This window comes from Phocaeicola sartorii JCM 17136 = DSM 21941 (assembly GCF_054653615.1).
Window position 1 is genome coordinate 1633963 of sequence record NZ_BAAIFW010000005.1, and the last position, 24889, is coordinate 1658851.

A 24889-nucleotide genomic window follows, 5' to 3' on the forward strand; every position below is an offset into this window, starting at 1 on the left:
TTTTTACTATCTTACTTCCAGTTTAAAAGCGGACACTGAGATTTTTACTCACATATTGTCTAATTAAAAAAACACTTGTTATGGAAGTGAAAAAAACACGAAGAGCCGACCTTGAAAAGGGTAAGTCCCGTTGGCTGTTCATGGGTCTCATTGTGACGCTGTCGTTTATGTTTGTTTCGTTCGAATGGACTGAACGTAATGTAACTTACGCGATCAGTGATTTGGTCAGTGACCCGGATTTCTTTGAAGAATTAGTTCCTGTAACCTATAATCAGGATAAACCTCTGCCGCCACCGCCTCCGCCGGCTGCCGTCAACCCGGAAGAGCTCAATATAGTGGATAATAACTCGACGGAAACAGAAACCGATATTGCAGCTTCAGACCCTACGGATGCTCCGGTAATTATACCGACCCCTATTGAAGTACCCGAAGAAGTAGTGGATGAAAATGTGGAATTTGTGGTGGTGGAAGAGATGCCGGTATTTCGTAACGGTAATGCTGATTTGATGAGGTATCTGAGCGAAAACATCAAATATCCTACTGTCAGTGCCGAGCAGGGAGTTCAAGGAAAGGTAGTGGTGCAGTTCGTTGTGGGTGTTCATGGAGAGATCCTGAATCCGGTAGTGGTGAAGAGTGTGGATCCGTATCTGGACAAGGAAGCAATCCGCGTGATCAGTTCCATGCCGAAATGGAAGCCCGGCAAGCAAAGAGGAAAAGCAGTGAGGGTGAAATACACTGTTCCTGTAGTCTTCAGACTGCAAAATTAAGATTTAATTAGTATGGATGGAGGAAGCGTAATCTCAGAAGAGGACGCTTCCTCTTTTTTATGACAGTACGGTCAGCTGTTTATATGTGCAGGACACAGTGAAGTGTCTTAATTAAAGGGTGTATCCTAAATCGTGTTTACTTTGTTAATGTATTGTTTTATTGAAAGGTACTTGTCTGTAATTGCCAATAAATCCAATCTTAAATGATATTACGGGAATCTGAATGTGAAGAATAAATTTCGGTAAGTAGGTCTATGATATAATAGTCTGATAATCAAAATTTTCTTGTTTTAAATATTTGCAACAAATTGGGGCTCTCTTCATAAGAGAACCCCAATTTATCTTAATCAATTGATAATGTGGTACATAATATTCCTTAGAATTAAAACCTTTGCAAACAATAATCATTCTTAAGCCAATTTGAAGACACTTTTTCTAATGCGAAAACTTTCAGATTGAAGAATTATACGTATATTTGCAACAAATTGGGGTTCTCTTATGAAGAGAACCCCTCCAAAAAGAAGAAATTTAAGGGCTTGCCTGAGCCTTATATTTCAAGATTATGAACTTAAATTGTAATGTTTTGATGGCAATAAAGAGCGATGCGGAATCTGTAAAAGTACTCCCGTCAGACAATCAAAACATAACGAGCGAAGCGCCTAAGTTACTGCTCTGCAGTTCAATCGCTTCCGGCTCAGACCTGGGGTCAAATGAAGGAGTCACGCCATTGGCGGGAATAGGAAAGGAATACCCGGAACTCAGTTGGTATTATCTGTATCTGTCTAATAAAGAGCTGAAACGCTATATCAGTGTATTCAGCGGTAGGAAAGCTGTCCGGTTCCGTACTCTATCGGGGAGTGTAGAGGAGGAATTTTTCTGTTTCAAAGTGTTTTCCTATACAGCTGCCGATCATAGGAAACGTTTTGAGCAATGTGCTTATACTAAGGAGGAATATACTGCCCGCCGTGACTCAGCCCGGGTGGTAAAAGAGGCTTTTGCTACCGGTTCCACCCAAAAATTGAATACTTTGACGGACGAGAAGGAAATTGCAGGTAATGGCTGGCTGTTTGTCTGTGCTCCCTTGGATCAGTTGGAGCGTATTCTGTCTGCCATGCTTCCCCGCCAGTATCTGGTGACGGACTATAACACGCATCGTGCGGCTGTCATCCCTCAAAGCCAGATGGAGGAATTTATCTATCTGTACGAATCCATGCCTTACAATATCGAACTGATGAACCGTCCTTTGGAGGACTATCTTCAGAAGAAACAACGAATTCGCATTACCGGTGGTGTTTTCCGAGGAAAGGAAGGGTGCATCATGCGTCTGCACCGGAATACAAGGCTAGTGTTCGCTTTGGGAAATATGACGGTGGCGGTGAGTTATCTTCATGCTTTTCCGTTCGAGAAGGTGGAGTGACAAGCCATTTCTGATTTGGCTAAAAAGAACTGTATAACATTTAGGCATGATAGATAAGTGAGTTCATTCAAAAAAGACTAAAGAAGAAATTCTTTTGAATAGGTCTTTCTTTCCGGAAGAAAAGCTAACCTTTGCAAAAAATAAGATTTATGGGCAAGTCTATTAGGAATACTCCGATATTGACAGGTAAAGATGCAGATATGTTTCTTGAAACGCTTAGTCTTCATTCCTCTCGCGAAGAGCGTGAGAAGGAGAGAAAGCGCATTAATGCTAGTGTCGCTGAGCTTACTCGTTTGGTTGCTGAAATGAAAAAGTGACTTAAGTGGAGCATATTGGACTCTTTGAACGTTTGAATCAGGAACATGAGTTTCTTTGCTAAGAAAAATTTATGTTTGAAACATCATTGACAAATAAGCGAATAGCTAAAAATACATTACTTCTTTACTTCCGCATGATATTCATGATGCTGGTCAGCCTTTACACTTCGCGTGTAATACTGGAAGCGTTGGGCGTAGAGGATTTTGGTGTATATAATGTGGTGGGAGGAGTCGTATCAATGTTTGGATTCTTGAATAGTGCGATGTCCTCTTCTACTCAACGTTATATTACATTTGAATTGGGTAGAAGAGTGATGAGTGAACAACAGAAGGTGTTTACTACTTCAGTGCAGATACATATGTTTATTGCATTAATTGTAGTTCTGTTGGGTGAAACAGTTGGACTCTGGTTCTTGGAGAATAAAATGGTGATTGATCAATCTCGTCATTCGGCTGCTTTCTGGGTGTTTCAATGTTCAGTCTTGACTATGGCTGTATCTATTATCAGTGTACCGTATAACGCTACCATCATTGCCCATGAAAAGATGTCGGCCTTTGCCTACATCTCCGTTGTTGAAGTTGTATTAAAACTTTGTATTGTTTTTCTGTTGCTTGTGGCACCTTTCGATAAACTGATTTTCTATGCCGTGTTATTGCTTGTAGTGCAACTTATGGTGCGCTTCATTTATGGTAGTTATTGTAATCGTCACTTTAAAGAGACAAAACTACGTTGTATCTGGGACAAATCCATGTTTAAAGAAATGATGGGTTTTGCCGGATGGAACTTAATGGGTAATTGTGCTGGCATTCTTTCAACGCAAGGTGTCAATATATTGCTTAATATTTTCTTTGGCCCTACGGTCAATGCCGCTAGAGGTGTTGCCGTGCAAGTACAAAATGCTGTACTTCAATTTTCACAAAACTTCCAGACTGCGCTCAATCCGCAGATTACTAAAAATTATGCCAAAGGCGATAGGGGGGCTATGTACAAACTTATTATCCGTAGCTCTCGCTTCTCGTTCTTCTTGCTTTTTTTTCTTTCTTTGCCCATTTTTCTGATGACGCAAGAGGTGTTGGAATTGTGGTTGAAGAGAGTGCCTGATTATTCGGCTGTCTTCTTGAAAATTTCGCTGATGATAGTTACAGTGGATGCTATGGTTAATCCTCTGATGGTTGCTGCTACCGCTACAGGGCATGTACGTCATTACCAGACGATTGTTGGCGGAGTGGTTATGCTTATTACACCTGTCGCTTATGTGGCGCTCAAATTGGGAGCTGCACCTCCGGCGGTATTTGTGGTCCATTTCATTGTGTGTGTTGTCGCAGCTATTGCACGTATTTATATCCTCAAGTCTTTGATCGGATTATCTGTCCGCAATTATGTGACACAAGTGGGAAAGAATTTGTTGATGGTTATTTTAGTGGGTGTACCTCTGCCTTTGTCGTTGTACTATTTTGTGACGCCAGATAACTTTCTGCGTATGGCTTCATTGGGAATTGTGTGCATGTTGTCAGTGGCTATGGCCGTCTATTCGGTAGGTATGGATGCAAATGAAAAGAAATTTGTGACTGATCAATTTGTTAAGAAATTTAATTGTAATAAATAAAAATGAATGCCCCTTTAGTGTCTCTCATTGTTCCTGTTTACAACCGTCAGACAAGTATTGAAGTATGTTTGAAAAGTGTGTTGAATTTGGAATATACTCACTTTGAGGTACTGGTGATAGATGATGGTTCGACCGATGGTTCGTTGGATATAATCCGGCGTGTGGCGGCTACGGATACTCGTATCAAAGTCATTGTTCAAAAGAATAGTGGTGTCAGTGTGGCACGTAATCATGGATTGGATGAGGCTAAAGGTGAATGGATTGGTTTTATTGACTCGGATGACGCTGTGATGCCATGTCATCTTGATATCGTTCGTGATGAACAAGGATCGCACGCCGACTTGCTGATGGTTAATCACACATCAGGCCAATACTTTGATGGTGTGATCAAACTTCATGTTTCTGACGGAATGAATAAACGTACAGAGCATCCTGTAGCCGCTACTTATTTGTTTAATGATTTCGATCCTTTTGAAAATCCCTTTTTCCCAATATGGAATAAATTTTTTAATCATACACTGATTGAACGGCACCAAATACGTTTCGATTGTACACTGTCGTTGGGCGAGGACCAGGAAATGTTGTGCCGTTATTTGTTGTATGCCGGAAAGATTGTTCACTATTCGCGTCCTTCTTATGTCAATCTTGAGTGGCCGGGATTGATTCATTTGGGTAGTAAACTTCGAGAACCTTCTGATTATCTTTATAATCAAAAATGTAACTATAAGGCATTATGTAGTGTAATACCAGTCGGGAAAGGTAAAACAGAATGGTATTCAATACATTACGGAATAAATAGACCTATTACCCGTATTCTTTATAATTATACAAAATTAAAAAATCACAAGAAGTTGTGTAGGGGCGAACTACTGAAATTCACTCAAAAAGAAATAATTCCGTTCATTGCATCTATTGACATTACTGAAGGTAATGCTCGTGAGGCGAATGTACGCTTTGTACGCCGACTTTTGTTGAGTTATGGAGCAAGGCCGGCTATCATTTGGTGTTATATTTATAATGTATATATACAGTTTACTGATTGTCTTTATAGGGGGTTGCGTAAATTGAAAAAAATCGTTGGGAATGATTTACATTCAAGATAAGAAGGACTGTTGCGGTTGTTCAGCTTGTGTACAGAAGTGCCCTAAGCATTGTATATCTTTGTATGAGGATGAAGAAGGTTTTCTTTATCCTAGGATAGATACAAACCATTGTATAGATTGCGGTTTGTGCGAGAAAGTCTGTTCGTTTCTGAATTGCGACAAGGCTGTTCCTCCGCAGGAGGTCTGGGCGGTAAAAAATCAAAATGAATCGGATCGAATGCACAGTTCTTCGGGAGGCGTGTTTATAGCATTGGCTCGTGAAGTGCTGGCATGGGGCGGTGTGGTGTTTGGTGCTGTCTTTGACGGGAATTATGAGGTGAAGATAACTTATTCGGAAACTTTGGAAGGGGTTCGTCCCATGATGGGAAGTAAATATTTGCAGGCACGGGTGGAAACAGGGTTTGCAGATGCTGAACATTTTTTGAAGCAGGGGCGTCATGTTTTATTTTCGGGGACTCCCTGTCAGATAGCCGGACTTCATAAGTATCTCCGGAAAGATTATCCTAATTTGTTGTCTGTAGATTTTCTTTGTCACGGTGTGCCGAGTCCCGGCGTGTGGCGGAGATATTTGAAAGAAACAATGAATGACTTACAATCCGCCCGTAGGGCGGCGGCTGGAAAAAATACAGTTTTCCCTTCTCTAAATGTCATGCCCACGATAGTGGGTATAGAATTTAGAGATAAGACACTGCACGGCTGGAAAAAATACAGTTTTGTTGTCCGTGGAAGGTCCGCCTTTAAGGCGGACAAAAATTCAGTTTTGTTGTCCGATATACACCGTGAGAATCCTTTTATGAGGGGGTTCTTATCTGATATTTATCTGCGTCCTTCTTGTTATGAATGTAAGTGTAAGAACGGGATGAGTCACAGTGATTTGACTATTGCTGATTTTTGGGGCATTGATCGCTTGATGCTTGATTTTGATGATGATAAAGGGGTGGGGTTGGTATTGGTAAATACGACTAGTGGACATCATTTTTTTGATAAGCTTTCTATGGAGAAACGCTTGTCCTCATTGGCAGATGTGCAGCCATTGAATGGTGGTTTCAAGGAATATACCCGACCACATCCTAAACGTGTGCAATTCTTTCAACGGTTTGCGAAAGGGGAGTCAGTGAAGAATATTGTGGAGGATTTGCTGCATGTTCCTTTGTGGCGTAGAATACTAAGAGCCATAAAGAAACTTTGTAGACGCATATTCCAAAGAAAGCTGACGTGTGATTAGGAAAAACGGAATGGAATTTGTTTCTTTGCATAGAAAACAAACTAAAAAGGGAATTGACATCAATGCCACAATTCATTCAAAATATACAGATCAAGAACTTCAAATCAGCAAAGAATGTCAGGTTTGAAGACTGTAAGCGAATCAATCTTTTGATCGGCAAGCCTAACGTCGGTAAGAGCAATTTGCTGGAAGCCTTATCCATCTTTTGTCTTCCATTTTTGAAGTATCTTAAAAAGAAAGATTTGCAACAGTTTGTCAGGGTGGAAAATATCTCGGAATTGTTCTGTAACGGTAATGTTGAAAGTGACATACAGATTCAGGCAGACGGGAAGCAAGCTGTACTCAGGTGGGTTCCGCAGGGGGGCATTGAAGTGAGTTTGCAATATGCAGCTTCAGAAGAGGCAATAACGTTGCCTTTTTCAAGTACATTGACATGTATGAAGAAAAATATACCGGACACCTCGGATAATCCCTTCCGTTATTATATTTTTCCGGCATCTTTTACCAGGGAGAGTAGCTTGCAGAACTTTTTATTGCCTCCTTCCGGTGGTAACTTGATGACTGCCGTCTCCTTGTTGTCTGCATTGAAAGATGAACTTTCCGCTATATTTCATGAATACGGTCTGAAGTATGTGTTTGATGCGGGCAGTCAGGAGATCAAGGTGATGAAAGAAAGTGGTGATGGAGAAATCTTTTTGATACCGTTTCATTCTTTGGCAGATACATTACAGCGGCTGATATTTTATAAGGCTGCCATATTGAGCAACAAGCGGAGCATATTGCTGTTTGAGGAGCCTGAAGCGCACACTTATCCTCCTTATATCACTAATGTGGTGCAAAGTGTTGTAGACTCGACGGACAACCAGTTCTTCATCACGACTCATAGCCCTTATATTATCAATGCTCTGCTGGAGCAATTGAATGATGAGGTTGCCATCTATTTCGTGGACATGAAGTCGGGAAATACTACCGTGCAACGTGCGACGGAGGATGAAATGCAAGAAATGTATGAGAGCGGGGTGGATTTGTTTTTTAATATAGAAACATATTTGAAGTAATGAAAGACTTGTTCATCATTCCGGAATGTTATATTGACACAAATCTGGTAGAAACTTTGATAATAACTGATGGGTGTAATCATCAAAAAGGTTGCAATACAGTGGTGAAGACGATGCAACAGAAGTTTGCCAACACCTTTTCTGTAGGAATTATAGATGAAGATAAACGCCAGGTGAGTTATGTGAAAGAGTTTTCCGAGATAGCGCGTACTCCTTCATTACGGCTTAAGAAACATGGTTCTAAACCTCATTATTTGATCATGGTATCTCCTGCAATGGATGGATTTTTATTGAAATGTGCGGAAGAATTAGGAATCAGTATGGAAGAATATGGTTATACTTCTTGTTTGAAAGAATTTACGTCTATAACAAAGTCTGTAACCAGTAAGAATGATTCAGCCTTAAAAAAACTTTTTAAAGCGTTAGATAATGCTTCGGAGATGATTGTTTTGAAGGAATGGTTGGAGTATCTGAAAAAGAATCAATATAAGTGCAATGTGGACGAATTGAAAAAGATAGCTAAAGTATGAAAGGAGCTGTTTTCACAGCCCCCCATATTCCTTCACCGCATCAAAGCAAGGGCATCCCTTCTGCGGATTCAGATCCCGATGTCCTACAATGATTGCTTCGGGCAGGACAGCCCGCAACTCCCGCAGCAAGGCCAGCAGGGCCGCTTTCTGTTCCAGTGTCCGTGTGTCCGCGGGTATGCCGCCTGCAGACAAGCCTCCTTCATAGCAGATGCCGACAGAATGCCGGTTGTGGTTTTTGCAGTGCGCTCCGATTCGCTCCAGCGTGCGTCCGCGGTGAATCCCGCCGTCGCGTGTGATGTAGAAATGGTAACCGATATCCTTGAAACCGCGGTGGTGGATATGGTCGTGGCGGCAGGTCTCGAAATCCAGGTTCCGCCCCTCGGGGGTGGCGGAACAATGGATGATGATCAATGTTATCTTACGCATTCCGGTCGGTTAAATGCAACTTTGTATGCCTATGACGCCGCCTATGGCGGTAGCTACTGCGATGATAACTTTCAGGATGGTGCTCCAGATAGATTTTCTTTGTTGATTTTCCATACGGATTAAAGTTTTTAAAAGTGATACATACTATTTAAAGAAATAAGCCGGAGGGTGGGAGAGGGGATAACTCCATCCCCCTTCCGGTTAGACTTCCAGTTAGGTTTCCAGCCAGTTTTCCGGCTGTACTTCCGGCTAGACTTCCGGCTGTACCGGTTCGTCTTTGCCCTTGAGCAAGTCCGCCACGGCTTTTCCCTCCTTTTCAGCACGTAGTGCGGCGGCCTGTGCGGCACGGCTGGCCACGGGTTGGAACTCCAGTGCGCCGAAGATGGTTTTCAAGTCCTCTCCGGGAATATACTGTATGTTCACTCCGGTGATTTGGGCGGCGGTGAAATCCGCCAGAGTCTCCGTTCCCGTACTGACTATCTGGAGACGGAACTTGCCCAGCTCGCCGAAATCCACCTGCTTGCCTTCACATAGAGCTTCCAGCAGGTTGTCCACGGTGGCGGTGAGCACCGCCACCACATCGGCGCGGCTCACGGTGGTCTGCGAGGAGACACGCTTGCTGAGCTGTTTCAGACTGAGTTCACCGTTGATCTGCGCGGTGGCGTATGCCTTCGGGGAGGCATCCTTGTCAAACGGATTGGGACGTAATGCAACACTGTAATTTAATGCCATAATTAATTTTGTTTTTTAATGGTTAGTATGAATTGAACATGACAAAGATAATACCCGGAGAAGGGGCGGATGTGAAAGGACGCGAACAGGGATGAAAGCGTGTGACACACTGTGGCAGAGAATGAAATAAAGTGAATTAAAAGCCGTGATATATTTCTGTATATGAGCTGTTTTCATTACATTTGCTAGGATGATAAACAACGGAAAACCGACAATATACGATGAATGATTGACGATTGGAAGTTGGTATGTTGTAGTAAAAAAAACGAATGTTATGAACGAAGAAGAAACGTATTCGGGCGAATGGCCCGTGAAACCTTATTACAAACGGGATCTGGCCATGGGGTACGCCCCCGATATCACTCCTGTGGCGGCACTGAACCGTCTTTCCGCCTGGATACACCATCACAAGTTGCTTTATCAGGATTTGCTCGACTCGGGCTATGTGGACAGGCAGCGTATTTTCAATTCGGTGCAAGTGAGGCTGATTTTCCATTACTTGGGAAGACCTTGATTAGTGGTTAGTGATTATTGGGCTGCGCGTGTGTTGTTTGTGGGGGGCGGAGAGGTTGTCAATTAAGGAAACTGTAGGGGATTTATACGTTAGTACGTGTGGGGGTGCACATACGTATGTATAAGCTTATACGTACTAATGTATGAAGTGACGCTACTATATGTGCACGCTTTTTCAAGTACATGTCTCCCCAAGCGCAGCCCACTAATCACTCACCACTAATCACTCACCACCAACTTCCCGCATTCCTCCTCGCTCTCGTGTTCCTCGTAGCGTCCGCAGGGCTGCCGGGTGTAGTACACGGTTCCCGTGCGGCACAGTTCCTGGTCACGCACTTTCAGCACATCCAGACGGGTGAAGGCACGGTCGGGCTCGTTGATACGGGTGATGGAGAGGATGAAATCGGCCAGATTCGCCCAGTTGGCACTGCCGGATATGGTGTACATGTTGATGTCCTCCATCGCGTTCTTGCCGTCTATTTTCTTCAGGCTGCGCGGATGCGCCACGATGATCACCCAGATGTGGTTCTCGCGCCCCCACGACTGGAAACGGGTCAGCATCGACTTGATGCTCTGGGTCTCGGTCTCGCCTTTTCCACTTTGCGCCTCTACAAAAAGATAAGGGTCTATCACCAGATATTTCAACGGCTGTCTGCGGCGCACCAGGTCGGCCCGGTGCAGAATGTTTCCGGGAGTGGGCGGCACCTCGTGCATATCCAGATGAATCATGTGAGTGTTCAGAAAATCAATATAGGGCGTCAGCTGCTCGTCCGTATAGGCGGTGGTGTTGGCTTTACCCAGCAGCAGATGCACCAGGTGCGCTATATGCTTGTCCTTGTCCGGCACTTCGAAGGAAAGGTAGCACACGAAGCGTTCCGTATCGCGCATGATGCGGCTGGTCAGGTCGTTCAGAAAATCCGTCTTTCCGCTGTTGGGCATGCCGGTCATGATCATCAGGCCGCCTGTGTCGGTGGGATGGAAAACACGGTCGGTCAAGGGGCCGTAGCCCACGCTGTAGCCGTGGTCGTATCTGCCGTGCAGCACGTTTATCACCTCTTCACGGCGCTGTTCCACGGTGATGATATCGGTGGTGTGGCAGGCACAGGCATCTTCTATGACGCTCTGCACCACTCCGGTGCCGTACAGTTTCATCACATCGCCTATGTCCTTGCATCCTCCGGGCAGGGTGGTGAAAAGGCAGCGTGCCCCGAAGTAGTCGGACAGATGCTTTACCAGCGTGCGTCCGGGTAGGTCGGTGTCACCACACACCACGATGTCCTGCACCTGGTCCAGCCAGGAGGTGAATGCCTCGAAGCTTTTCGCCAGATCGCTTGCCGCTCCCGAGGGCACGCTGATGACGTGGCGGTATCCCGCTTCCATCAGTACCAACGCGTCTTTTCCGCCTTCCACGATGATGAGGCGGGGGATGGTCTCCTCCTCCACCAGCAGTGGGTTGATGCAGTCTATGTTGTAGGGGGCGCACGGTGTGGTGGGCGAATCCTGACTCCAGAATTTGCTGTAGGTCACGGGGGATTCTTCCGTAGTTGTCCCGTCCGGAATTTCGGCCTCTCCGGATGCGGCGGGACTGTTGGCGGAGGCACCGGTTCCGGCGGACGGCGAGGGGCTGCATGAGCGGTACTTGGCATTGACGGGGCGTCCGTCCACGTAGTTCACGTAGGCGATGCAGGGAAAGACGGAGGACGCCTGCTCGCGTTTGTCCTCACTGTTTTTGGTGATGCAGTAATGACGCAGACAGCCGATGTGTGCCGCGATGGCGGTGGCGAGGGAGATGCCCTGGTCGGCCAGATAACGGCGTGCCGCCAGTTGGTCGGAGTCCGTACAGTCGGGCGATCCGTCCAGCGGCTTGATTTTCTGCAGTACGGTGGGGGCGAGGGCTTTGTAGTCGCCGGGCATCATGGGGACTTCGTTCACGCTGTTCTCCGTATTCCGGTTGCCGGACGGGCGATATGTTCCGGCAGCTGGGGACGGATCTCCTTTCCGGTAAGAAAACATGGGACGTTTGTCTTTGCAATAATCGGTCAGTATGCCATTGAACTCGCATCCGGCGTAGAAGCAATGATACAGTCCTTTGGCTTTAGAGATATACAGATGCATGGTGTCGCATTTGGGACACCGGGCAATGAAATTCTTTCCCGCATTCTTGCGGTCGGGAAAGTCTGAAAGAGAATAATAAGGTTTCATTTGAGTAAATAAAAATTAAGAATTAAAAAATAAAAGAACAAACACCTACGTCATGAGCCTCCCATGCGGAGCCACCCCATGCGCAGCTCACTCACCACTAATCACTCACCATTCACCACCACCCATTCTTTGGACAGCACGTTCCAGATGGCGGTTTCGGCAGGTCGTGGCGGTGCATTCTCCGGTATTTCCACTTTTCCGTCTATGGGGTCGTCGTAGTAGCGGAGACCCTTGCCGGCGTCCTTCCACTCGAAGGGTGAGACGGGTCGGAATTCACGGAGTTTCCTACGTTTCTCCTCCAGGTCTTTGCTCAGCTCGCTGCTCAGCCGGGCGACGGCTTTTTCCATCAGCGACTGTCCGTGGCGCGTCTTCATGAGGTTTTGCAGCCAGATGATTCTTCCCACGTGCGAGTTGCGGGGAAAGCGGGGATCGGCATCGAAGTAGGGGATAAGGAATTGGTTCACCAGGATCACCAGTGTTTGTAATGCCCTTGGGCGGGTGTAGTGATAGGTGATGGCTATGGAGTTGATGAGCGGCACCAGCACCCGCTGCTTTTCCTCGGGGTTGGTGTTGAGCCGGTGGAAAAAGTCAGCGGCATCCGCTTCCGTTTTCTTCGCTTTCCGTGCTCCGTTTCCGGCGGGATCTCCCTTACGGGAATCCTCCGGAGGAATTATATTATTAATATTATATAATACACTATTATTCGTTGTTGCTTGATTGGCAGCTGTAGTTGCCGGACTGGCAACAGGAACTGTAAGTTCGGCAACAGAACCGGCTGCTTGCGCGGGGGTATTTTTCAGTCCGTCGCACCACAGGGGGGAGTAGAATCCCAGCAGGTGGGTACGGTTTTCGTTCCAGATGAGGCCGAATGAGCAGCACTTCCTGATGTTTTCCAGCAAGGTGGTGGTATGCGTGGTTTTCATGGACTGGCAGATTTGGTAGAGGTTGCGCATGGGATATATTCCTTCGGCAGTCATGTAGGGTGTCAGTCCCAGATAGAGATCCAGCAGTTTCAGTGTGGCGGAATCAGTGATTCCTTTTGCTTTCCACTGGTGGATCATTTTCTGTGTCTCGCTGATGGAGACGTTTTGTTTCAATGCTTTTATAGCCATGTATACTTGTTTTTGTAATAATGGCGGTGAAGTTACAAAGGAAAAAATAGACGCGTCTGTCCACTGTGGACAGACAATTATGAGACAGATGGTATTATTAACAATGTTTAAACTGAAAAAAATGAAAGACAGAGAGTTTTCTACAAAGAAGTTGGCCGAGAGCATCAAGGCTCTTAGAAAAGCCAGTGGTGTTAATGTAAAAGAATTTTGTAAATCTATCCACATGACGGAACGTAGCTATTACAGTGCTCTTAAAAGTAAACTGACAACTTGAATTTTTATGCTACTATCATGCATTCTTTGGTGGAAAATTATGGCGACTGCGGAATGGACGAGGAGATAGAGGCGGTGAAACGCGAGTGGTGGAATGTGGTGACGGAGAACTCGTGGGAGTATCTGACGGGGGAGAAAAAAGAGGAGTTGTGAGGATATTTTACCGTAATCACGGTAAACCGCATGGACTGAAAAAATGGAATGCCAGCTTAATTAAAACATCTATTTATTTTTTATGAGAGTAGGAATACTAAATCTTCCATTTGACAATAATTATGGAGGTAATTTACAGCGGTATGCTCTGGCAAGAGTATTATGGGAGATGGGGCATGATGTGAAGCACATAAACCTGCGATACTCGTACTGTCTGCCTTTTTATAAAAAACCGTATTGCTATGCCAAAAGACTGTTAATGAAACTGCTAGGTTCTAAATCTTCCATTTTTTTAGAACAGGAAAGGAAAAGGGAAGACGAGCGGATGGAAATAAATGCGTTAAATTTTTATGAGCGTTATGTGAACCATACTCGTGTTGTCTATGGAATAAAAGAGATAGGTCAAGTATGCAGGGAAAATAAATTCCAAGCTGTTGTTGTCGGTTCCGATCAGGTGTGGAGGCATGGCATGGTAAAAGGTGTGCTGGGGCTGGATAATTATATGCTGGGATTTATTCATGATGAACACATAAAGAAAATAGCCTATGCGGTATCTTTAGGAACTGAACAACGGTTAGGAAGTGCGCAAGTGCAGCGGTATTCTAAATTTTACAATAAATTCAGTGCTGTGTCTGTCAGGGAATCTCAGTCGGTAGCACTCTTTGATGAATATGGATGGACGGAGCCGCGTGCGCAACATGTTCTTGACCCGGTGTTCTTGCTGAAAAAGGAAGATTATGTGACGCTAACGGAAAAAGAGACTGTAGACAATGCGGCGAAGAATAGAATTTTCTGTTACATACTTGACACCAATAAAAGGATAGAAGACATCATTCGGTGTAAAGAAAGGGAGTTGGAGTCGGCTTCTGTGACAGTCGGCTTAAAAGATACCGAAAAGGTGTCTGTTGAGCAATGGTTGTACAACATATATACGTGCCGTTTGATGATAACCGACTCTTTCCACGGAGTGGCATTCTCCATTCTTTTCAACAAACCGTTTGTATTCTGCGGTAATGAGAAACGCGGGAATATGCGGTTAAGTTCACTCTATAAGATGTTTATGATAGACTCAGAACAGACGGAACATCTTGATTGGCAGGCGATAAATAGAAACATTGAACAGTTCAGACGGGTGTCTGAGGATTTTTTGAATCATAGTCTTAGAGCTGAGTGAAATGCTGATATATATTATACTTTATTCCATGCTGTTGCCGGGCATATTATATGATGCGGTAAGGAAGTCATTGTCTGCAAAGAAAGCTGTTCTTGGTTTCTATGTACTTCTGTTTACGCTGTTCCGTGGATTGAGGTGGAATACGGGCACAGACTGGTCGCAATATTTGTGGCATTTTCAATATTTGAACATAGATAATGTGTTCAGTTATTCCAGATATGGGGGTGATGAGACTTTGGAGCCGCTTTATGCGCTTATTAATGTGCTGGTGGGCTTTGTTGGTAATTATTCATTGTTCTTGCTGGTGACTAACCTGTTTGTTCTGTACACTTATTATTGGTTCAGTATAAAGTATACGCCCAAGCCTGTTGTTACGTTTGCTTTGCTGCTATTGTGCGCTAGCTTTTTTCCTGTCAGGATGGAGCTGGCTGTCACTGTTCTGATGTGGACGATTCCGTCGTTGGTGCATAAAGACTTCAAGTCCTTCCTGTTTGTAACGTTTCTGGCTTTTTTCATTCATAAGGCTACAATTGTCTATCTTCCTTTTTATTGGCTGCTGCATTGCCGTTTCGGGCTGTTTTTGCAAATAGGCTTGTATACGGTATGCACCTTTATGATAAACGAGGCGCTTATAAGTAAAATAATACTGTTGCTGTCGTTGCTGATTCCTATTTCGTCCGTTCAGGTGGCAGCTCAAAACTATCTGCACTCCAATTTTGACTATGGACTGGAAAGCGTGGTATCAGGCTCGATGTCTTATGTCATGGCGGTCTCATTTTTAGTGCTGATGCACTATAGCCCTATACAGAAAGAAAATATTCTGTATAGAGTTTCAGTAAACGCCTATCTGTTCATGTCGTGCATATCTCAGGTGATACCCGAAAGTCTGGGCGATTTAGGTAGGGTGGGCGGTTGTTTTATCTGGGGCTTGCCTATTGCTTTTTCTTTTATAACAGAATGTTATTTGAAGACCAGGTTTAAATATATTACGTTTATGCTGTTGGTCTTGTATTGTGTATACAAGTTCATCAGACTTTGCTCCCTTTTTCCTGCGGCTTTATTTCCTTATTATTCAATTTTTGATTCACCTCCTTATGTGCGATAAAAATATATTGTTTGTAACTACTTACAATCCGTATGTGCAGAAAACCGGTGCGCATCAACGTACCCGGCATTTGTTTAATGCGCTGAAGCAGACGGCACATGTGGACGTATTGTTCTTTAATCTGTATGATAAGAATGTACCGATAACAGATAGCCATGTCTTTATGTATGATGTAGATCTTGAAGCCGGTGCTTTATCCAAACTGAAAGGCTGTGTGCCGTTTGGACAGCATGTAATAGCGCTGAAGAACGGGCGGTGCAGCCGCATTTATCGCGAAATGATTCAGCGCAGGAAATACGATGTCGTTGTTTTCCGTTATTTGGCTACAGCGGTGATGTGTGGTGTTGAAGATTATGCGGATGTAGTGATTGACATAGACGATATACCTTGGCACAATTATCACAAGATGGCGGAAAACCCATCGTACTCTTGGATTAAAAGGGTTTATTTCGGATACAAAAGCTGGGGGATAAAGAGGGTTGCCTCTCGAATCATGAAGCGATGCAGATTATATTATACGGCCAATCCTCAAGACTGCCTCACCGATAACAGCCGATATCTGCCTAATATTCCTGCCATTCTTGAGAGTCAGGATTATGTGTCCGCTTGCAATAAAAACATACTGTTTGTCGGATTCATGGCTTTCCCTCCCAATTATCAGGGGGTGGACCATTTTATTAACTATATATGGAGGAATGTATGCCGGAAGCATCCGGACGCGCATTTTTATGTGGTGGGGAAAGGGACACCGGAACATTTGCGTAAGGCATGGGAGTCATACCCCCATGTGCATGTATTGGGCTTTGTGGACGATTTGAAGGAAATGTATAGAAAGTGTTCTGTGGTGGTGTCGCCGGTGTATAGTGGTGCGGGTACTAATATAAAGGTATTGGAGGCACTGGCCATGAAGAAGATTTGTGTCGTTTCGGATTTTGCTTTCAAGGGTTTTGACGCTCATCTGACGGATGGGGTGGATTTGTTGGTGGCACGGTCGGATAGTGATTATACCGTATTGTTAGACAAAGTTTTGTCTGATGTTTCGGCTTGTATGAATCTGGCGGTGCACGGCTACGTTTCTATTCGAAAAAATTATACATCATGTGCGGTGGTGTCAGTGATAAAGGACAGCTTGCTGCCGGATTGTTGACTTATTGTAAAAAATAGATAAAAGATGCTATTTCTGGTACGGGTATGATGAGCGAAGTGCACGGTGCATTCCAGAAGGACAGGCTCTTGTATTCATTAAAATAAATAGATTATGTTATTTTCAGTAGTGATTCCTGTTTACAACAAGGAAAAAGAGATACGCAGTACATTGGAAACAGTACTGGTGCAGTCCTTTACTGATTTTGAGGTTGTATTGGTGGACGACGGCTCCTCCGATGGGAGTATGGAGGTAGTTAAGGGAATAAAAGACAGCAGGATACGGTTGCTCTCGCAGAAAAACCAGGGAGTGTCCGCTGCCCGCAATGCAGGTATCAGACAGGCGGCTGGACAATACATCGCCTTGTTGGATGCGGATGACAGGTGGGAGCCTTCTTATTTAAAAGAGCAATATGATTTGATACAAAAATACCCTCAGTGCGGAGTATTTGCAGTAAACTACAGTTATGTGTATTCATCGGGAGCAAAAGTGCCGAACCGGGTAAATCATTTGGATTTTTGTGGCATGGACGGTATTCTGAAAGACTATTTCCGGGTGGCGGCATTTTCGCAGCCTCCTGTATGTGCTTCGTCCGTTGTGATAAGGAAAGATTGTCTGGAGTCGGTGGGAGGTTTTCCTGTGGGAATCACTTCGGGTGAGGATCTGATTACTTGGGCCAGATTGGCATATCGGTATGAGATAGCCTACAGTAAGAAGTGCCTTGCATGGTATATACTGAGGGAAGAACTGGAGCTGACCTCAACTCCTACCCGTTTTTTTGACGGTGATTATGTGGAACAACAACTGATAGCTTTGTTGCGTAAGGATGCTGGCTATATGTATAAATCATCGTTGCGCAAATACATAGGTCTTTGGTTCAAAATGAAGTCTTCTGTGTATTTCAGAGCCGGTCGGAAAAGAGAATGTTGGAAGTATGGGATGAAGTCTCTTCGTTACAATCCTGCTTGTATAGGGCAGTATGCCATTCTATTGCTTGCCGTGCTGCCCTTGGGAGTCCGGAATATGGCAAAGCGGTATGTCCAATCAGTTAAAACAAAAAAAAGAGTATCATGACACAGGTGTTGAAAAGAGTTTTTTATTATATCATGCTGGCATTGTCTTTTTGCTCGCGTGCGTTGCATAACAGGAATCTGACCATGAGGTTGGCTATGGCTGCTTATCGGAGCCAAGGTGTGGTGTTTTGCGGAATGCCCCGTTATATTCATCCGGATGCCTATCTGGATGGTAGCGGAGGGTTATATATAGGTGAGCGTGTGGTTGTTTCCACTAAAGTGATAGTTCTAACTCACGATTATTCTGTAAACGTGCGACAGATGGCAAATCCCACTTTATTTTGTATAGATAATTTGCCTAAAGAGGATGCAGGTATATTCGAAAGTGTTAGGATCGGAGACTGGTCTTTCTTGGGAGCAGGTTGTATTGTCTTGCCCGGAAGTACTATTGGAAAATATTGTATCATAGGCGCGGGAGCGGTGGTAAAGGGAAATATTCCCGATTATTCTGTGGTGGCAGGGAATCCGGCTAAAATAATTAAAAGAACTTGCTGATAGTTGAAGTGATTGTGTAGTTTTCAGAACATAGAAAAATGAAGCCTCGTATTCTTTTCATCCTTCATCTTCCTCCTCCCATACATGGCGCAGCCATGATGGGAAAATACATTCAGGAAAGCGAATTGATAGACTCTTCTTTCGATTCTTATTGTATAAATTTAGCGACAGCCGGCAGTTTATCTGATATCGGACGTACAAGTTTCAAAAAACTGTTGAGATATGTATTGCTTCTGAAGCATATTTCTCACGTTGTAAGAGAAATTCGTCCCGAATTGGTTTATATTACCCCGAATGCTGGAGGAAAAGCTTTCTTCAAAGACTTTATTGTGGTACAGCTGCTCAAAATTATGGGATGTAAAGTCATAGCTCATTATCACAATAAAGGAGTTTCGGCTTATCAGAGTAAATGGGTTTATAACTTCCTCTATAAACGTTTTTTCAGTAATCTGAAAGTAATCCTGTTGGCAGAGAGTCTTTATAAGGATATAGCTAGGTATGTAAAAAGGGAAGATGTATATATTTGTCCGAATGGCATACCAAACTCATGTAAGGAAGAACTGAAAGCAAGACGGAATAACGAAGTCCCTCATTTACTTTTTCTTTCTAATTTATTGATCAGTAAGGGCGTAACAGTATTACTTGATGCACTTAAAATATTAAAAGAGAAAGAATATACTTTTGTTTGTCAGTTTGTTGGTGGAGAAACATCAGAAATAGGGGCTGTACAGTTTTCAGAAGAAGTGGATAAACGGAATTTGAATGATAGGGTTGCTTATGTCGGTCGAAAAATAGGAGAAGAGAAGGAGGTTTTTTTTAGACAAGCGGATGTCTTTGTTTTTCCAACTTATTATTATAATGAGTGTTTCCCTTTGGTCATTTTGGAAGCCATGGAATATAAACTGCCGGTCATTTCCACCAATGAAGGCGGCATCCCCGATATGGTGAAAGATGGAGAAAATGGTTTGATTTGTGAAAAGCAGAATCCGGTTTCGTTGGCTGATTGTATGGCGGAGTTGTTGGATGATGAAGAATTAAGAGTTAAAATGGGAAATGCCGGTTATGAGAAATTCTGTCGGGAGTTTACTTTAGATCAGTTTGAAAATAGAATGAGAGACATACTAAATCAAAATCTGTTTTCATCCTGACATTAGCAAATTAAAGGAGAGACTATCAAATTCTTATATTACTTTCTTGTTCAAAAGAATAAGAATCTGTATATTTGCTATCGAAGAATGATGTATGGATATGAAAACGACTTCCGAATATATGGCATTATTGCGTAAGTACATGGTTGAGAACGCTCATAAGTATGGCATTATGCGCATGGGAATCTTCGGTTCGGTTGCACGTGGCGAGCAAACCGAAGATAGTGATGTGGATGTGTGTGTGGAATTGCAAACTCCCAGTATGTTTTGTCTGGTCCATATAAAGGACGAACTTCAGCATTTGTTTGGTTGTGCCGTTGATATTGTCAGATTGCGTGAAGATATGGACAAGTTGCTGAAACAAAATATAATGGAGGAAGGAATATATGCATAAGAAGGAGATGGTTGATGCCATGTTGGTTGTCTTTGAGGTGGTAAAAACAACCTTCCTTCCATGTTGACGATTATCAAAAAGATGAGGACAGAGCTTCCGCTTCATGAAATTTAGAATCTTATTATATGTAGCCTTCATAGACTAACTTAGCGATGTGTGAACAACCAGTAGCGCATCCACAATCTCATTCCAGCATTCTTTGTCCAGCATAAAATAAGGAATACTTTCCGCTTCGCCTTCCATCCGTACAAACAAATGTCGCATGGTGTCTGTCGGGGCATATTCGTAAAATTCCAGTTCCTCCACCCGGTATCCTTTTGCACGGACCCGGGCAATAACTTCTTGCCGCTCCTTGTCGGACAGGTTTCTGCCTATCTCGTAAAGGGAGTGTAAAGCATTGCCGTATCCGGTGTGGATGCGGTCATGAATGGACGGAAAATCTTTTAATCGGCTCATGGCGTTCGCTGTTGGGCCACAAAAATAATATAATATTTTAGAACTGCCATATTCATGTTATTGAAGTTGACAAATTTGTCCCTGGTGGAAAGTCGCCAGGGGTTGGCCGCTTTGCCGGAAGGCAAACTCCTGATCAATACCATCAACGCCCATTCCTACAACACGGCCCAAAAAGACAAGCTCTTTGCCGAAGCTTTGCAGCGGGGGGATGTGTTGATCCCCGACGGGGCAAGCATCGTGAAGGCGTGTCGTTGGCTGAATGCCAAATCCAAACCTGCAGGGCGCATTGCCGGCTGGGATTTGTTCGAATTTGAAATGAACAAGTTGAACCGGAGGGGAGGAAAATGTTTTTTCATGGGCAGCAGCGAAAAGGTGCTGGCATTGATCAAACGGCGTGCAGCGGTGGATTTCCCTCACATCGAAGTGGAAACCTATTCGCCACCCTATAAGCCGGAGTTTTCGGAAGAGGAGAATCGGGCGATAGTCGAAGCCATCAACAAGGCAAATCCTGATTTGCTCTGGATAGGGATGACTGCCCCCAAACAGGAGAAATGGGCGTACACGCATTGGAATGAATTAAATATCCACTGCCATTGCGGAACGATAGGCGCTGTTTTTGATTTCTATGCCGGAACGGTAAAGCGTGCTCCCGCCTGGTGGCAAAAGCATTCTTTGGAATGGTGCTACCGGTTGTTGAAAGAACCCCGCCGGATGTGGAGACGTTACATTGTCGGCAATCTGTTGTTTATGTGGAATATATGTAAAGAGTAGCTTGATGAAAAGAATCTTATTGCTTGCTTTGGGGTGTAGCGTTTCCTTATGGGCCGATGCCCAGGCATTGATGGGGACTACCGGACTGCTTCATGCTCCCACGGCTGATATGCAGCGTGATAAAACGTTCCTGTTTGGTGGAAACTATTTGAATACTCATCCGTTATCCACCCATTTTCGTAGCCGTGAGGTGGGGTACACCTTCAATTATTACATAAATATAACGATGTTTCCCTGGCTGGAGGTGTCGTATATCTGTACATTGGTACATGCGGATCACGGCTCTACTTATTTCCCGGAACAGTCTTGGGGGAAATTCACGAATCAGGACCGGGTTTTCAGTGCGCGTCTGCGCCTTTGGAAAGAAGGGTGGTGGAAGGAGTGGACACCGCAAATCGTCCTTGGTCTGGACGATCCCACCTCTCATGCCGATCATGGCGGTGGGGAACTGGTGTCCGGTAATACAAGCGGTTCCAATAATTACGCTACACGCTATTATCTGGCTGTAACCAAACATCTGAATTTTCAGAACATAGGTGAATGGGGTGTTCATGCCGCATTTGTATATGGTAATGCCAAAGGTATGGAGCATTATAAACGTCCTTCATTCGGCATAAACTTCCGTTTTGCTTTTCCCGAAACATCTATAATAAGCAAGGCAGCGAATGGCTTGAACCTGATGGCGGAGTACGATGCAAGAACTTGCAATGTAGGTTTTGAGTACAGTTTCTGGAAAGACTATGTAAATCTTGTTGCCGAACTGAATAATGGGAAATACTTCTCCGGAGGTCTTGTCTTTAAAGTCCATCTGAAATAATAAAAAAGAGCATTCGGCTAGGAATTTCCGGTTAGATTTTGTTCCTTTGTAGTACAATCCGAAAAAGTAGCGCGCCATGAAGCAACAGTCATTGAAGAGATGCCCGATAGGGATACAGACTTTTGAGGAAATCATCAACAAGGATTATCTCTATAATAGATAAGACGGAATATATTGTTGGGCGACTGGCTCATAGAAAAATAGCCCCTGTCATCGGTTTCGTATTAAATTCAGTGGCGGAACAATTAGCGATATCAAATATTTACGATATCAACTAGCAAGCCGCTGATAAAAAATGAATCCATAAAGATAGAATATTCACGATAGGCTGTGTGCGATGATGCATGCAGCCTTTCCCGCTTTTGTTGCCGGTGGCGACCGGCATCCGCACCATGATGTATTGCAAGAACGATGGTCTTCGTGACTACCAGCAGGAGATGAAGCTCAGGCTCTTTAAGGAGTGGGAATTCCATCGGAGTGTCATGGTGCAAATGCCTACAGGCACAGGAAAGACACATCTGCTGGCAGCGGTGGTGAAAGAGTTTCTCTGTGGTATCGGTGCCGGTACGCAGGTGTGGATTGTGGCACACCGCCGGGAGCTGGTGGAGCAGATAGAGGAAACCGCAGCCCGGTATGGAATGGGAAAAGAACCGGACAAAACGGGAAAGAACGGAAGGACGGGGAAAGACAGTATGCCGGAAGAATCCGGGAGGGTACGGGTAGTCTCCATCCAGTGGCTGTCCCGTAACTGGAAGAATAGGGAGGAAGCCCCCAGATTGATTGTCATTGACGAGGCGCATCATGCCCTGGCGGAGACTTACCGGGAGCTTTGGAAAAGATATCCGGAGGCAAGGAAACTGGGCATGACTGCTACCCCTTGCCGGCTGAACGGCAAGGGCTTCACGGATTTGTTTGATGCGCTGATAACTTCGTGGAGCATCGCGGAATTCATCGGGAAAGGCTGGCTGTCGGCTTTCGACTACGTGTCCATCCGTGCGGACAGCAGGGAGCAACAGAGGATTGATTCGTTGAAGAAACGGGGTGCGGACGGAGATTATCAGGTGAAGGAAATGAATGAGGTGCTGAATCGCCAGGTCAGCATCCGGCGGTTGTATGAGAGCGTCGAGCGGTATGCCGCCGGGAAAAAAGGAATGGTGTATGCCGTCAGCATCGCCCATGCCCGCCAGATAGCTGCCTGTTACAATGCACACGGAGTGGCGGCTGTGGCTATTGACAGCAAAACCCCAGCTTCGGAGCGTAGGGAACTGGTAGAGGGCTTCAGACAGGGGCGGATCAGGGTACTGGTCAATGTGGATATCTTCTCCGAGGGCTTCGACTGTCCCGATGTGGAGTTCGTGCAGCTGGCTCGTCCCACGCTTTCACTGGCGAAATACCTGCAACAGGTGGGGAGAGGATTGCGTAAATTGGGCGACAAGGAATCCTGCATACTGATAGATAATGTGGGGCTGCACCGGATCTTCGGCCTGCCCGTCCGTGAGCGGGACTGGGAAGCGATGTTCGAGGGACGGATGCTGAGTGACACCCTTTCCCGGGAAAGAACGGAAAACGGGCTGTCTCTGTCGTGTCCGCTCTTGGAGGAAGGCAGGCGGGAGGAAGAATGGGAAATGGTGATGACTCATGGACAGTTGCTGGATGCGATCAGGAACCGGAACTTGTCTGATCCGGAAGAGGGGCGGAATGCGCCCTCTGTTCTGAAAGCTTTCCATGACCGGTGTAGCGGATTGTGGGGACTGAGGCGTGGAAACAGAGTGACAGTGATGCCCCGATACAGGGAAGTGTTCGACACCTGTGCGGACCGGGCGGCGGTTTGTTTGGAAGATGGCTGTACAGGGGTGGTGGACGATAACGGAAAGCCGAAGATCATCATAGACTGCTGCCGGAGGTTGAGATTCCTGAAAGGGGAGCTTCTGGCCGTTACGGGCAATGATGGTACGGATGCTTACATCGACTTGAAAACGGACAGGACTTATCGGGAGAAGCCGGTGGTGTGCTCTTACGGTAGCATGGAGTTACTGAAAGTGGGGGAGACCTTTCATAGCCGCACACGGAAGGCGTATGCTTCCATGCGCGGGCTGCATAAGGACAGTCTCTGTTTTTATGGTTTTTATCTGAAGATACCGGACTATCGTGTCCCGAAGTCCTGCAAGTTGGCGGACCCTGTATGGTCTACCGTGTTCGATGTTTTCGCCTGTCTGCTGGAAGGGGATGACGAGGAGGTGTATTGGTGCTGTGGTCGTCTGGCAGACCGGAGTATCGTGGTGATGGACGGGCAAGGGAGTTATTATCAGGTGGAGAAAGGAAAGAGGAAACGATATATCGCCTGTAATAATCCTGAGGCAGGTGAGGAGGATTTCGACTCTGTGGTGGAAAGATTGAAGGAGGAGGCCGGGCGTCGTGCGGAGGAAATGAACCTGTTGCAGCAACGGAATGAGGAGGAGAAAAGGCGGAAGAGACTGGAGGGGATGGGCGATGTCCGTCCTTTCCGGATGGGGCTGAAATGGGGGTTGAAGTCGGGTGAGCGTATCGTGGTTCCTCCCTGTTATCGGAACATCCGTCCTCCCGTCGGCGGTTATTGTGTATTCGAGGAGAATGCCTGTCAATGGGGGCTGATGGCACTGGATGGTAAGGTGGTGGTGGAGGCCCGGTACCAGAAAGTGGAGATAGAGGGGGATGGAAGGGTACGGCTGACGGTTATCCCGGGTAAGGTGAAAACGATAAAACTGTGAATACAATGGATGGGGCTTATAATAACCGTTACTGTTTGAGACAAAAAGAAGGCATTTACTACAGCTCAGCAAGGCTTGTCCCTGCTGGGCTGCTTTTTTTATGAGGAATAAATAGGGGATATTTATAAAA

At 45.1% G+C, this 24889-nt stretch carries 26 protein-coding genes; 20 read left to right on the plus strand and 6 right to left on the minus strand.

Features of this window, described 5'->3' with window-relative positions; translation table 11 throughout:
* The first annotated feature begins 80 nt into the window (after positions 1-80).
* The 8 genes from ACYQ0C_RS06820 to ACYQ0C_RS06855 all read left to right on the plus strand — a co-directional run bounded on the left by ACYQ0C_RS06820 (position 81) and on the right by ACYQ0C_RS06855 (position 8024).
* A complete protein-coding gene (locus tag ACYQ0C_RS06820) occupies positions 81-767 on the plus strand; it encodes a TonB family protein (RefSeq protein ID WP_016276903.1) in 687 nt (228 codons plus the stop codon).
* Between the two features lie 586 nt (positions 768-1353).
* On the plus strand, positions 1354-2184 hold the full coding sequence (locus ACYQ0C_RS06825; protein WP_016276902.1) for a hypothetical protein: 831 nt from the start codon (positions 1354-1356) through the stop codon (positions 2182-2184).
* 149 nt (positions 2185-2333) lie between these two features.
* The gene (locus ACYQ0C_RS06830) at positions 2334-2501 is read left to right on the plus strand and encodes a hypothetical protein (protein ID WP_016276901.1); all 168 of its coding nucleotides are present in this window, start codon (positions 2334-2336) and stop codon (positions 2499-2501) included.
* A gap of 71 nt (positions 2502-2572) precedes the next feature.
* Complete coding sequence (locus ACYQ0C_RS06835; RefSeq protein ID WP_016276900.1) at positions 2573-4108, plus strand: lipopolysaccharide biosynthesis protein; 1536 nt, start codon at positions 2573-2575, stop codon at positions 4106-4108.
* A 2-nt stretch (positions 4109-4110) separates the two neighbouring features.
* Positions 4111-5211, plus strand: a complete 1101-nt coding sequence (locus ACYQ0C_RS06840) for a glycosyltransferase family 2 protein (RefSeq protein WP_016276899.1) — start codon at positions 4111-4113, stop codon at positions 5209-5211.
* Entirely contained in the window at positions 5192-6436 is a 1245-nt protein-coding gene (locus ACYQ0C_RS06845; RefSeq protein WP_016276898.1) for a Coenzyme F420 hydrogenase/dehydrogenase, beta subunit C-terminal domain, read from the plus strand. Before ACYQ0C_RS06840 ends, ACYQ0C_RS06845 begins: the two co-directional genes overlap by 20 nt.
* 62 nt (positions 6437-6498) lie before the next feature.
* Positions 6499-7494: an AAA family ATPase gene (locus ACYQ0C_RS06850; RefSeq protein WP_016276897.1), complete on the plus strand. Its 996-nt coding sequence runs from the start codon at positions 6499-6501 to the stop codon at positions 7492-7494.
* A complete protein-coding gene (locus ACYQ0C_RS06855; protein WP_016276896.1) occupies positions 7494-8024 on the plus strand; it encodes a hypothetical protein in 531 nt (176 codons plus the stop codon). Before ACYQ0C_RS06850 ends, ACYQ0C_RS06855 begins: the two co-directional genes overlap by 1 nt.
* 12 nt (positions 8025-8036) lie before the next feature.
* On the opposite strand, the gene ACYQ0C_RS06860 is transcribed toward ACYQ0C_RS06855, so the two are convergent.
* From ACYQ0C_RS06860 to ACYQ0C_RS06870, 3 genes are all read right to left on the minus strand, one after another.
* On the minus strand, positions 8037-8450 hold the full coding sequence (locus ACYQ0C_RS06860; protein ID WP_016276895.1) for an N-acetylmuramoyl-L-alanine amidase: 414 nt from the start codon (positions 8448-8450) through the stop codon (positions 8037-8039).
* Positions 8451-8459: 9 nt separating this feature from the next.
* The gene (locus tag ACYQ0C_RS06865; protein WP_016276894.1) at positions 8460-8564 is read right to left on the minus strand and encodes a smalltalk protein; all 105 of its coding nucleotides are present in this window, start codon (positions 8562-8564) and stop codon (positions 8460-8462) included.
* Between the two features lie 135 nt (positions 8565-8699).
* Positions 8700-9182, minus strand: coding sequence for an HU family DNA-binding protein (locus ACYQ0C_RS06870; RefSeq protein ID WP_016276893.1), 483 nt, complete (start codon positions 9180-9182; stop codon positions 8700-8702).
* A 274-nt stretch (positions 9183-9456) separates the two neighbouring features.
* On the opposite strand from ACYQ0C_RS06870, the gene ACYQ0C_RS06875 reads away from it, so the two are divergent.
* Positions 9457-9696 (plus strand): DUF4248 domain-containing protein, encoded by a 240-nt coding sequence (locus ACYQ0C_RS06875; protein WP_016276892.1) that lies wholly within the window; start codon positions 9457-9459, stop codon positions 9694-9696.
* A 218-nt stretch (positions 9697-9914) separates the two neighbouring features.
* Here the strand turns inward: ACYQ0C_RS06875 and ACYQ0C_RS06880 are convergent, their stop codons facing one another.
* Entirely contained in the window at positions 9915-11897 is a 1983-nt protein-coding gene (locus ACYQ0C_RS06880; RefSeq protein ID WP_016276891.1) for a toprim domain-containing protein, read from the minus strand.
* Positions 11898-11998: 101 nt separating this feature from the next.
* A complete protein-coding gene (locus ACYQ0C_RS06885; protein ID WP_025017539.1) occupies positions 11999-13009 on the minus strand; it encodes a hypothetical protein in 1011 nt (336 codons plus the stop codon).
* Between the two features lie 270 nt (positions 13010-13279).
* Here ACYQ0C_RS06885 and ACYQ0C_RS06890 point away from each other — a divergent pair, with 270 nt between their 5' ends.
* The 8 genes from ACYQ0C_RS06890 to ACYQ0C_RS06925 all read left to right on the plus strand — a co-directional run bounded on the left by ACYQ0C_RS06890 (position 13280) and on the right by ACYQ0C_RS06925 (position 19968).
* Entirely contained in the window at positions 13280-13435 is a 156-nt protein-coding gene (locus ACYQ0C_RS06890) for a hypothetical protein (protein ID WP_159106286.1), read from the plus strand.
* Between the two features lie 82 nt (positions 13436-13517).
* Positions 13518-14609: a polysaccharide pyruvyl transferase family protein gene (locus ACYQ0C_RS06895; protein ID WP_016276889.1), complete on the plus strand. Its 1092-nt coding sequence runs from the start codon at positions 13518-13520 to the stop codon at positions 14607-14609.
* A gap of 1 nt (position 14610) precedes the next feature.
* Positions 14611-15714: an EpsG family protein gene (locus ACYQ0C_RS06900; RefSeq protein WP_016276888.1), complete on the plus strand. Its 1104-nt coding sequence runs from the start codon at positions 14611-14613 to the stop codon at positions 15712-15714.
* Positions 15704-16861, plus strand: a complete 1158-nt coding sequence (locus ACYQ0C_RS06905; RefSeq protein ID WP_016276887.1) for a glycosyltransferase — start codon at positions 15704-15706, stop codon at positions 16859-16861. Before ACYQ0C_RS06900 ends, ACYQ0C_RS06905 begins: the two co-directional genes overlap by 11 nt.
* A gap of 111 nt (positions 16862-16972) precedes the next feature.
* On the plus strand, positions 16973-17932 hold the full coding sequence (locus tag ACYQ0C_RS06910; protein ID WP_016276886.1) for a glycosyltransferase family 2 protein: 960 nt from the start codon (positions 16973-16975) through the stop codon (positions 17930-17932).
* Positions 17929-18426: an acyltransferase gene (locus tag ACYQ0C_RS06915; protein WP_016276885.1), complete on the plus strand. Its 498-nt coding sequence runs from the start codon at positions 17929-17931 to the stop codon at positions 18424-18426. The genes ACYQ0C_RS06910 and ACYQ0C_RS06915 overlap by 4 nt, the downstream gene beginning before the upstream one ends.
* Positions 18427-18464: 38 nt before the next feature.
* Positions 18465-19574 (plus strand): glycosyltransferase family 4 protein, encoded by a 1110-nt coding sequence (locus ACYQ0C_RS06920; RefSeq protein ID WP_016276884.1) that lies wholly within the window; start codon positions 18465-18467, stop codon positions 19572-19574.
* 100 nt (positions 19575-19674) lie between these two features.
* Entirely contained in the window at positions 19675-19968 is a 294-nt protein-coding gene (locus tag ACYQ0C_RS06925) for a nucleotidyltransferase family protein (protein WP_025017545.1), read from the plus strand.
* 141 nt (positions 19969-20109) lie between these two features.
* Here ACYQ0C_RS06925 and ACYQ0C_RS06930 read toward each other — a convergent pair whose 3' ends face one another.
* Entirely contained in the window at positions 20110-20424 is a 315-nt protein-coding gene (locus ACYQ0C_RS06930; RefSeq protein ID WP_016276882.1) for a hypothetical protein, read from the minus strand.
* A gap of 54 nt (positions 20425-20478) precedes the next feature.
* Between ACYQ0C_RS06930 and ACYQ0C_RS06935 the strand changes: the two genes are divergently transcribed.
* From ACYQ0C_RS06935 to ACYQ0C_RS06945, 3 genes are all read left to right on the plus strand, one after another.
* The gene (locus tag ACYQ0C_RS06935) at positions 20479-21195 is read left to right on the plus strand and encodes a WecB/TagA/CpsF family glycosyltransferase (RefSeq protein WP_016276881.1); all 717 of its coding nucleotides are present in this window, start codon (positions 20479-20481) and stop codon (positions 21193-21195) included.
* A gap of 4 nt (positions 21196-21199) precedes the next feature.
* Positions 21200-22012, plus strand: coding sequence for a YjbH domain-containing protein (locus tag ACYQ0C_RS06940; RefSeq protein WP_016276880.1), 813 nt, complete (start codon positions 21200-21202; stop codon positions 22010-22012).
* A 344-nt stretch (positions 22013-22356) separates the two neighbouring features.
* A complete protein-coding gene (locus tag ACYQ0C_RS06945; RefSeq protein WP_175271154.1) occupies positions 22357-24759 on the plus strand; it encodes a DEAD/DEAH box helicase in 2403 nt (800 codons plus the stop codon).
* Positions 24760-24889 lie beyond the last annotated feature (130 nt).

Excerpts from the sequence above, each read along its gene's own strand:
- ACYQ0C_RS06820 (WP_016276903.1), top strand. The coding sequence starts at position 81 with ATGGAAGTGAAAAAAACACGAAGAGCCGACCTTGAAAAGGGTAAGTCC.
- ACYQ0C_RS06825 (WP_016276902.1), top strand. The coding sequence starts at position 1,354 with ATGGCAATAAAGAGCGATGCGGAATCTGTAAAAGTACTCCCGTCAGAC.
- ACYQ0C_RS06830 (WP_016276901.1), top strand. The coding sequence starts at position 2,334 with ATGGGCAAGTCTATTAGGAATACTCCGATATTGACAGGTAAAGATGCA.
- ACYQ0C_RS06835 (WP_016276900.1), top strand. The coding sequence starts at position 2,573 with ATGTTTGAAACATCATTGACAAATAAGCGAATAGCTAAAAATACATTA.
- ACYQ0C_RS06840 (WP_016276899.1), top strand. The coding sequence starts at position 4,111 with ATGAATGCCCCTTTAGTGTCTCTCATTGTTCCTGTTTACAACCGTCAG.
- ACYQ0C_RS06845 (WP_016276898.1), top strand. The coding sequence starts at position 5,192 with ATGATTTACATTCAAGATAAGAAGGACTGTTGCGGTTGTTCAGCTTGT.
- ACYQ0C_RS06850 (WP_016276897.1), top strand. The coding sequence starts at position 6,499 with ATGCCACAATTCATTCAAAATATACAGATCAAGAACTTCAAATCAGCA.
- ACYQ0C_RS06855 (WP_016276896.1), top strand. The coding sequence starts at position 7,494 with ATGAAAGACTTGTTCATCATTCCGGAATGTTATATTGACACAAATCTG.
- ACYQ0C_RS06860 (WP_016276895.1), bottom strand. The coding sequence starts at position 8,450 with ATGCGTAAGATAACATTGATCATCATCCATTGTTCCGCCACCCCCGAG.
- ACYQ0C_RS06865 (WP_016276894.1), bottom strand. The coding sequence starts at position 8,564 with ATGGAAAATCAACAAAGAAAATCTATCTGGAGCACCATCCTGAAAGTT.
- ACYQ0C_RS06870 (WP_016276893.1), bottom strand. The coding sequence starts at position 9,182 with ATGGCATTAAATTACAGTGTTGCATTACGTCCCAATCCGTTTGACAAG.
- ACYQ0C_RS06875 (WP_016276892.1), top strand. The coding sequence starts at position 9,457 with ATGAACGAAGAAGAAACGTATTCGGGCGAATGGCCCGTGAAACCTTAT.
- ACYQ0C_RS06880 (WP_016276891.1), bottom strand. The coding sequence starts at position 11,897 with ATGAAACCTTATTATTCTCTTTCAGACTTTCCCGACCGCAAGAATGCG.
- ACYQ0C_RS06885 (WP_025017539.1), bottom strand. The coding sequence starts at position 13,009 with ATGGCTATAAAAGCATTGAAACAAAACGTCTCCATCAGCGAGACACAG.
- ACYQ0C_RS06895 (WP_016276889.1), top strand. The coding sequence starts at position 13,518 with ATGAGAGTAGGAATACTAAATCTTCCATTTGACAATAATTATGGAGGT.
- ACYQ0C_RS06900 (WP_016276888.1), top strand. The coding sequence starts at position 14,611 with ATGCTGATATATATTATACTTTATTCCATGCTGTTGCCGGGCATATTA.
- ACYQ0C_RS06905 (WP_016276887.1), top strand. The coding sequence starts at position 15,704 with ATGTGCGATAAAAATATATTGTTTGTAACTACTTACAATCCGTATGTG.
- ACYQ0C_RS06910 (WP_016276886.1), top strand. The coding sequence starts at position 16,973 with ATGTTATTTTCAGTAGTGATTCCTGTTTACAACAAGGAAAAAGAGATA.
- ACYQ0C_RS06915 (WP_016276885.1), top strand. The coding sequence starts at position 17,929 with ATGACACAGGTGTTGAAAAGAGTTTTTTATTATATCATGCTGGCATTG.
- ACYQ0C_RS06920 (WP_016276884.1), top strand. The coding sequence starts at position 18,465 with ATGAAGCCTCGTATTCTTTTCATCCTTCATCTTCCTCCTCCCATACAT.
- ACYQ0C_RS06925 (WP_025017545.1), top strand. The coding sequence starts at position 19,675 with ATGAAAACGACTTCCGAATATATGGCATTATTGCGTAAGTACATGGTT.
- ACYQ0C_RS06930 (WP_016276882.1), bottom strand. The coding sequence starts at position 20,424 with ATGAGCCGATTAAAAGATTTTCCGTCCATTCATGACCGCATCCACACC.
- ACYQ0C_RS06935 (WP_016276881.1), top strand. The coding sequence starts at position 20,479 with ATGTTATTGAAGTTGACAAATTTGTCCCTGGTGGAAAGTCGCCAGGGG.
- ACYQ0C_RS06940 (WP_016276880.1), top strand. The coding sequence starts at position 21,200 with ATGAAAAGAATCTTATTGCTTGCTTTGGGGTGTAGCGTTTCCTTATGG.
- ACYQ0C_RS06945 (WP_175271154.1), top strand. The coding sequence starts at position 22,357 with ATGCAGCCTTTCCCGCTTTTGTTGCCGGTGGCGACCGGCATCCGCACC.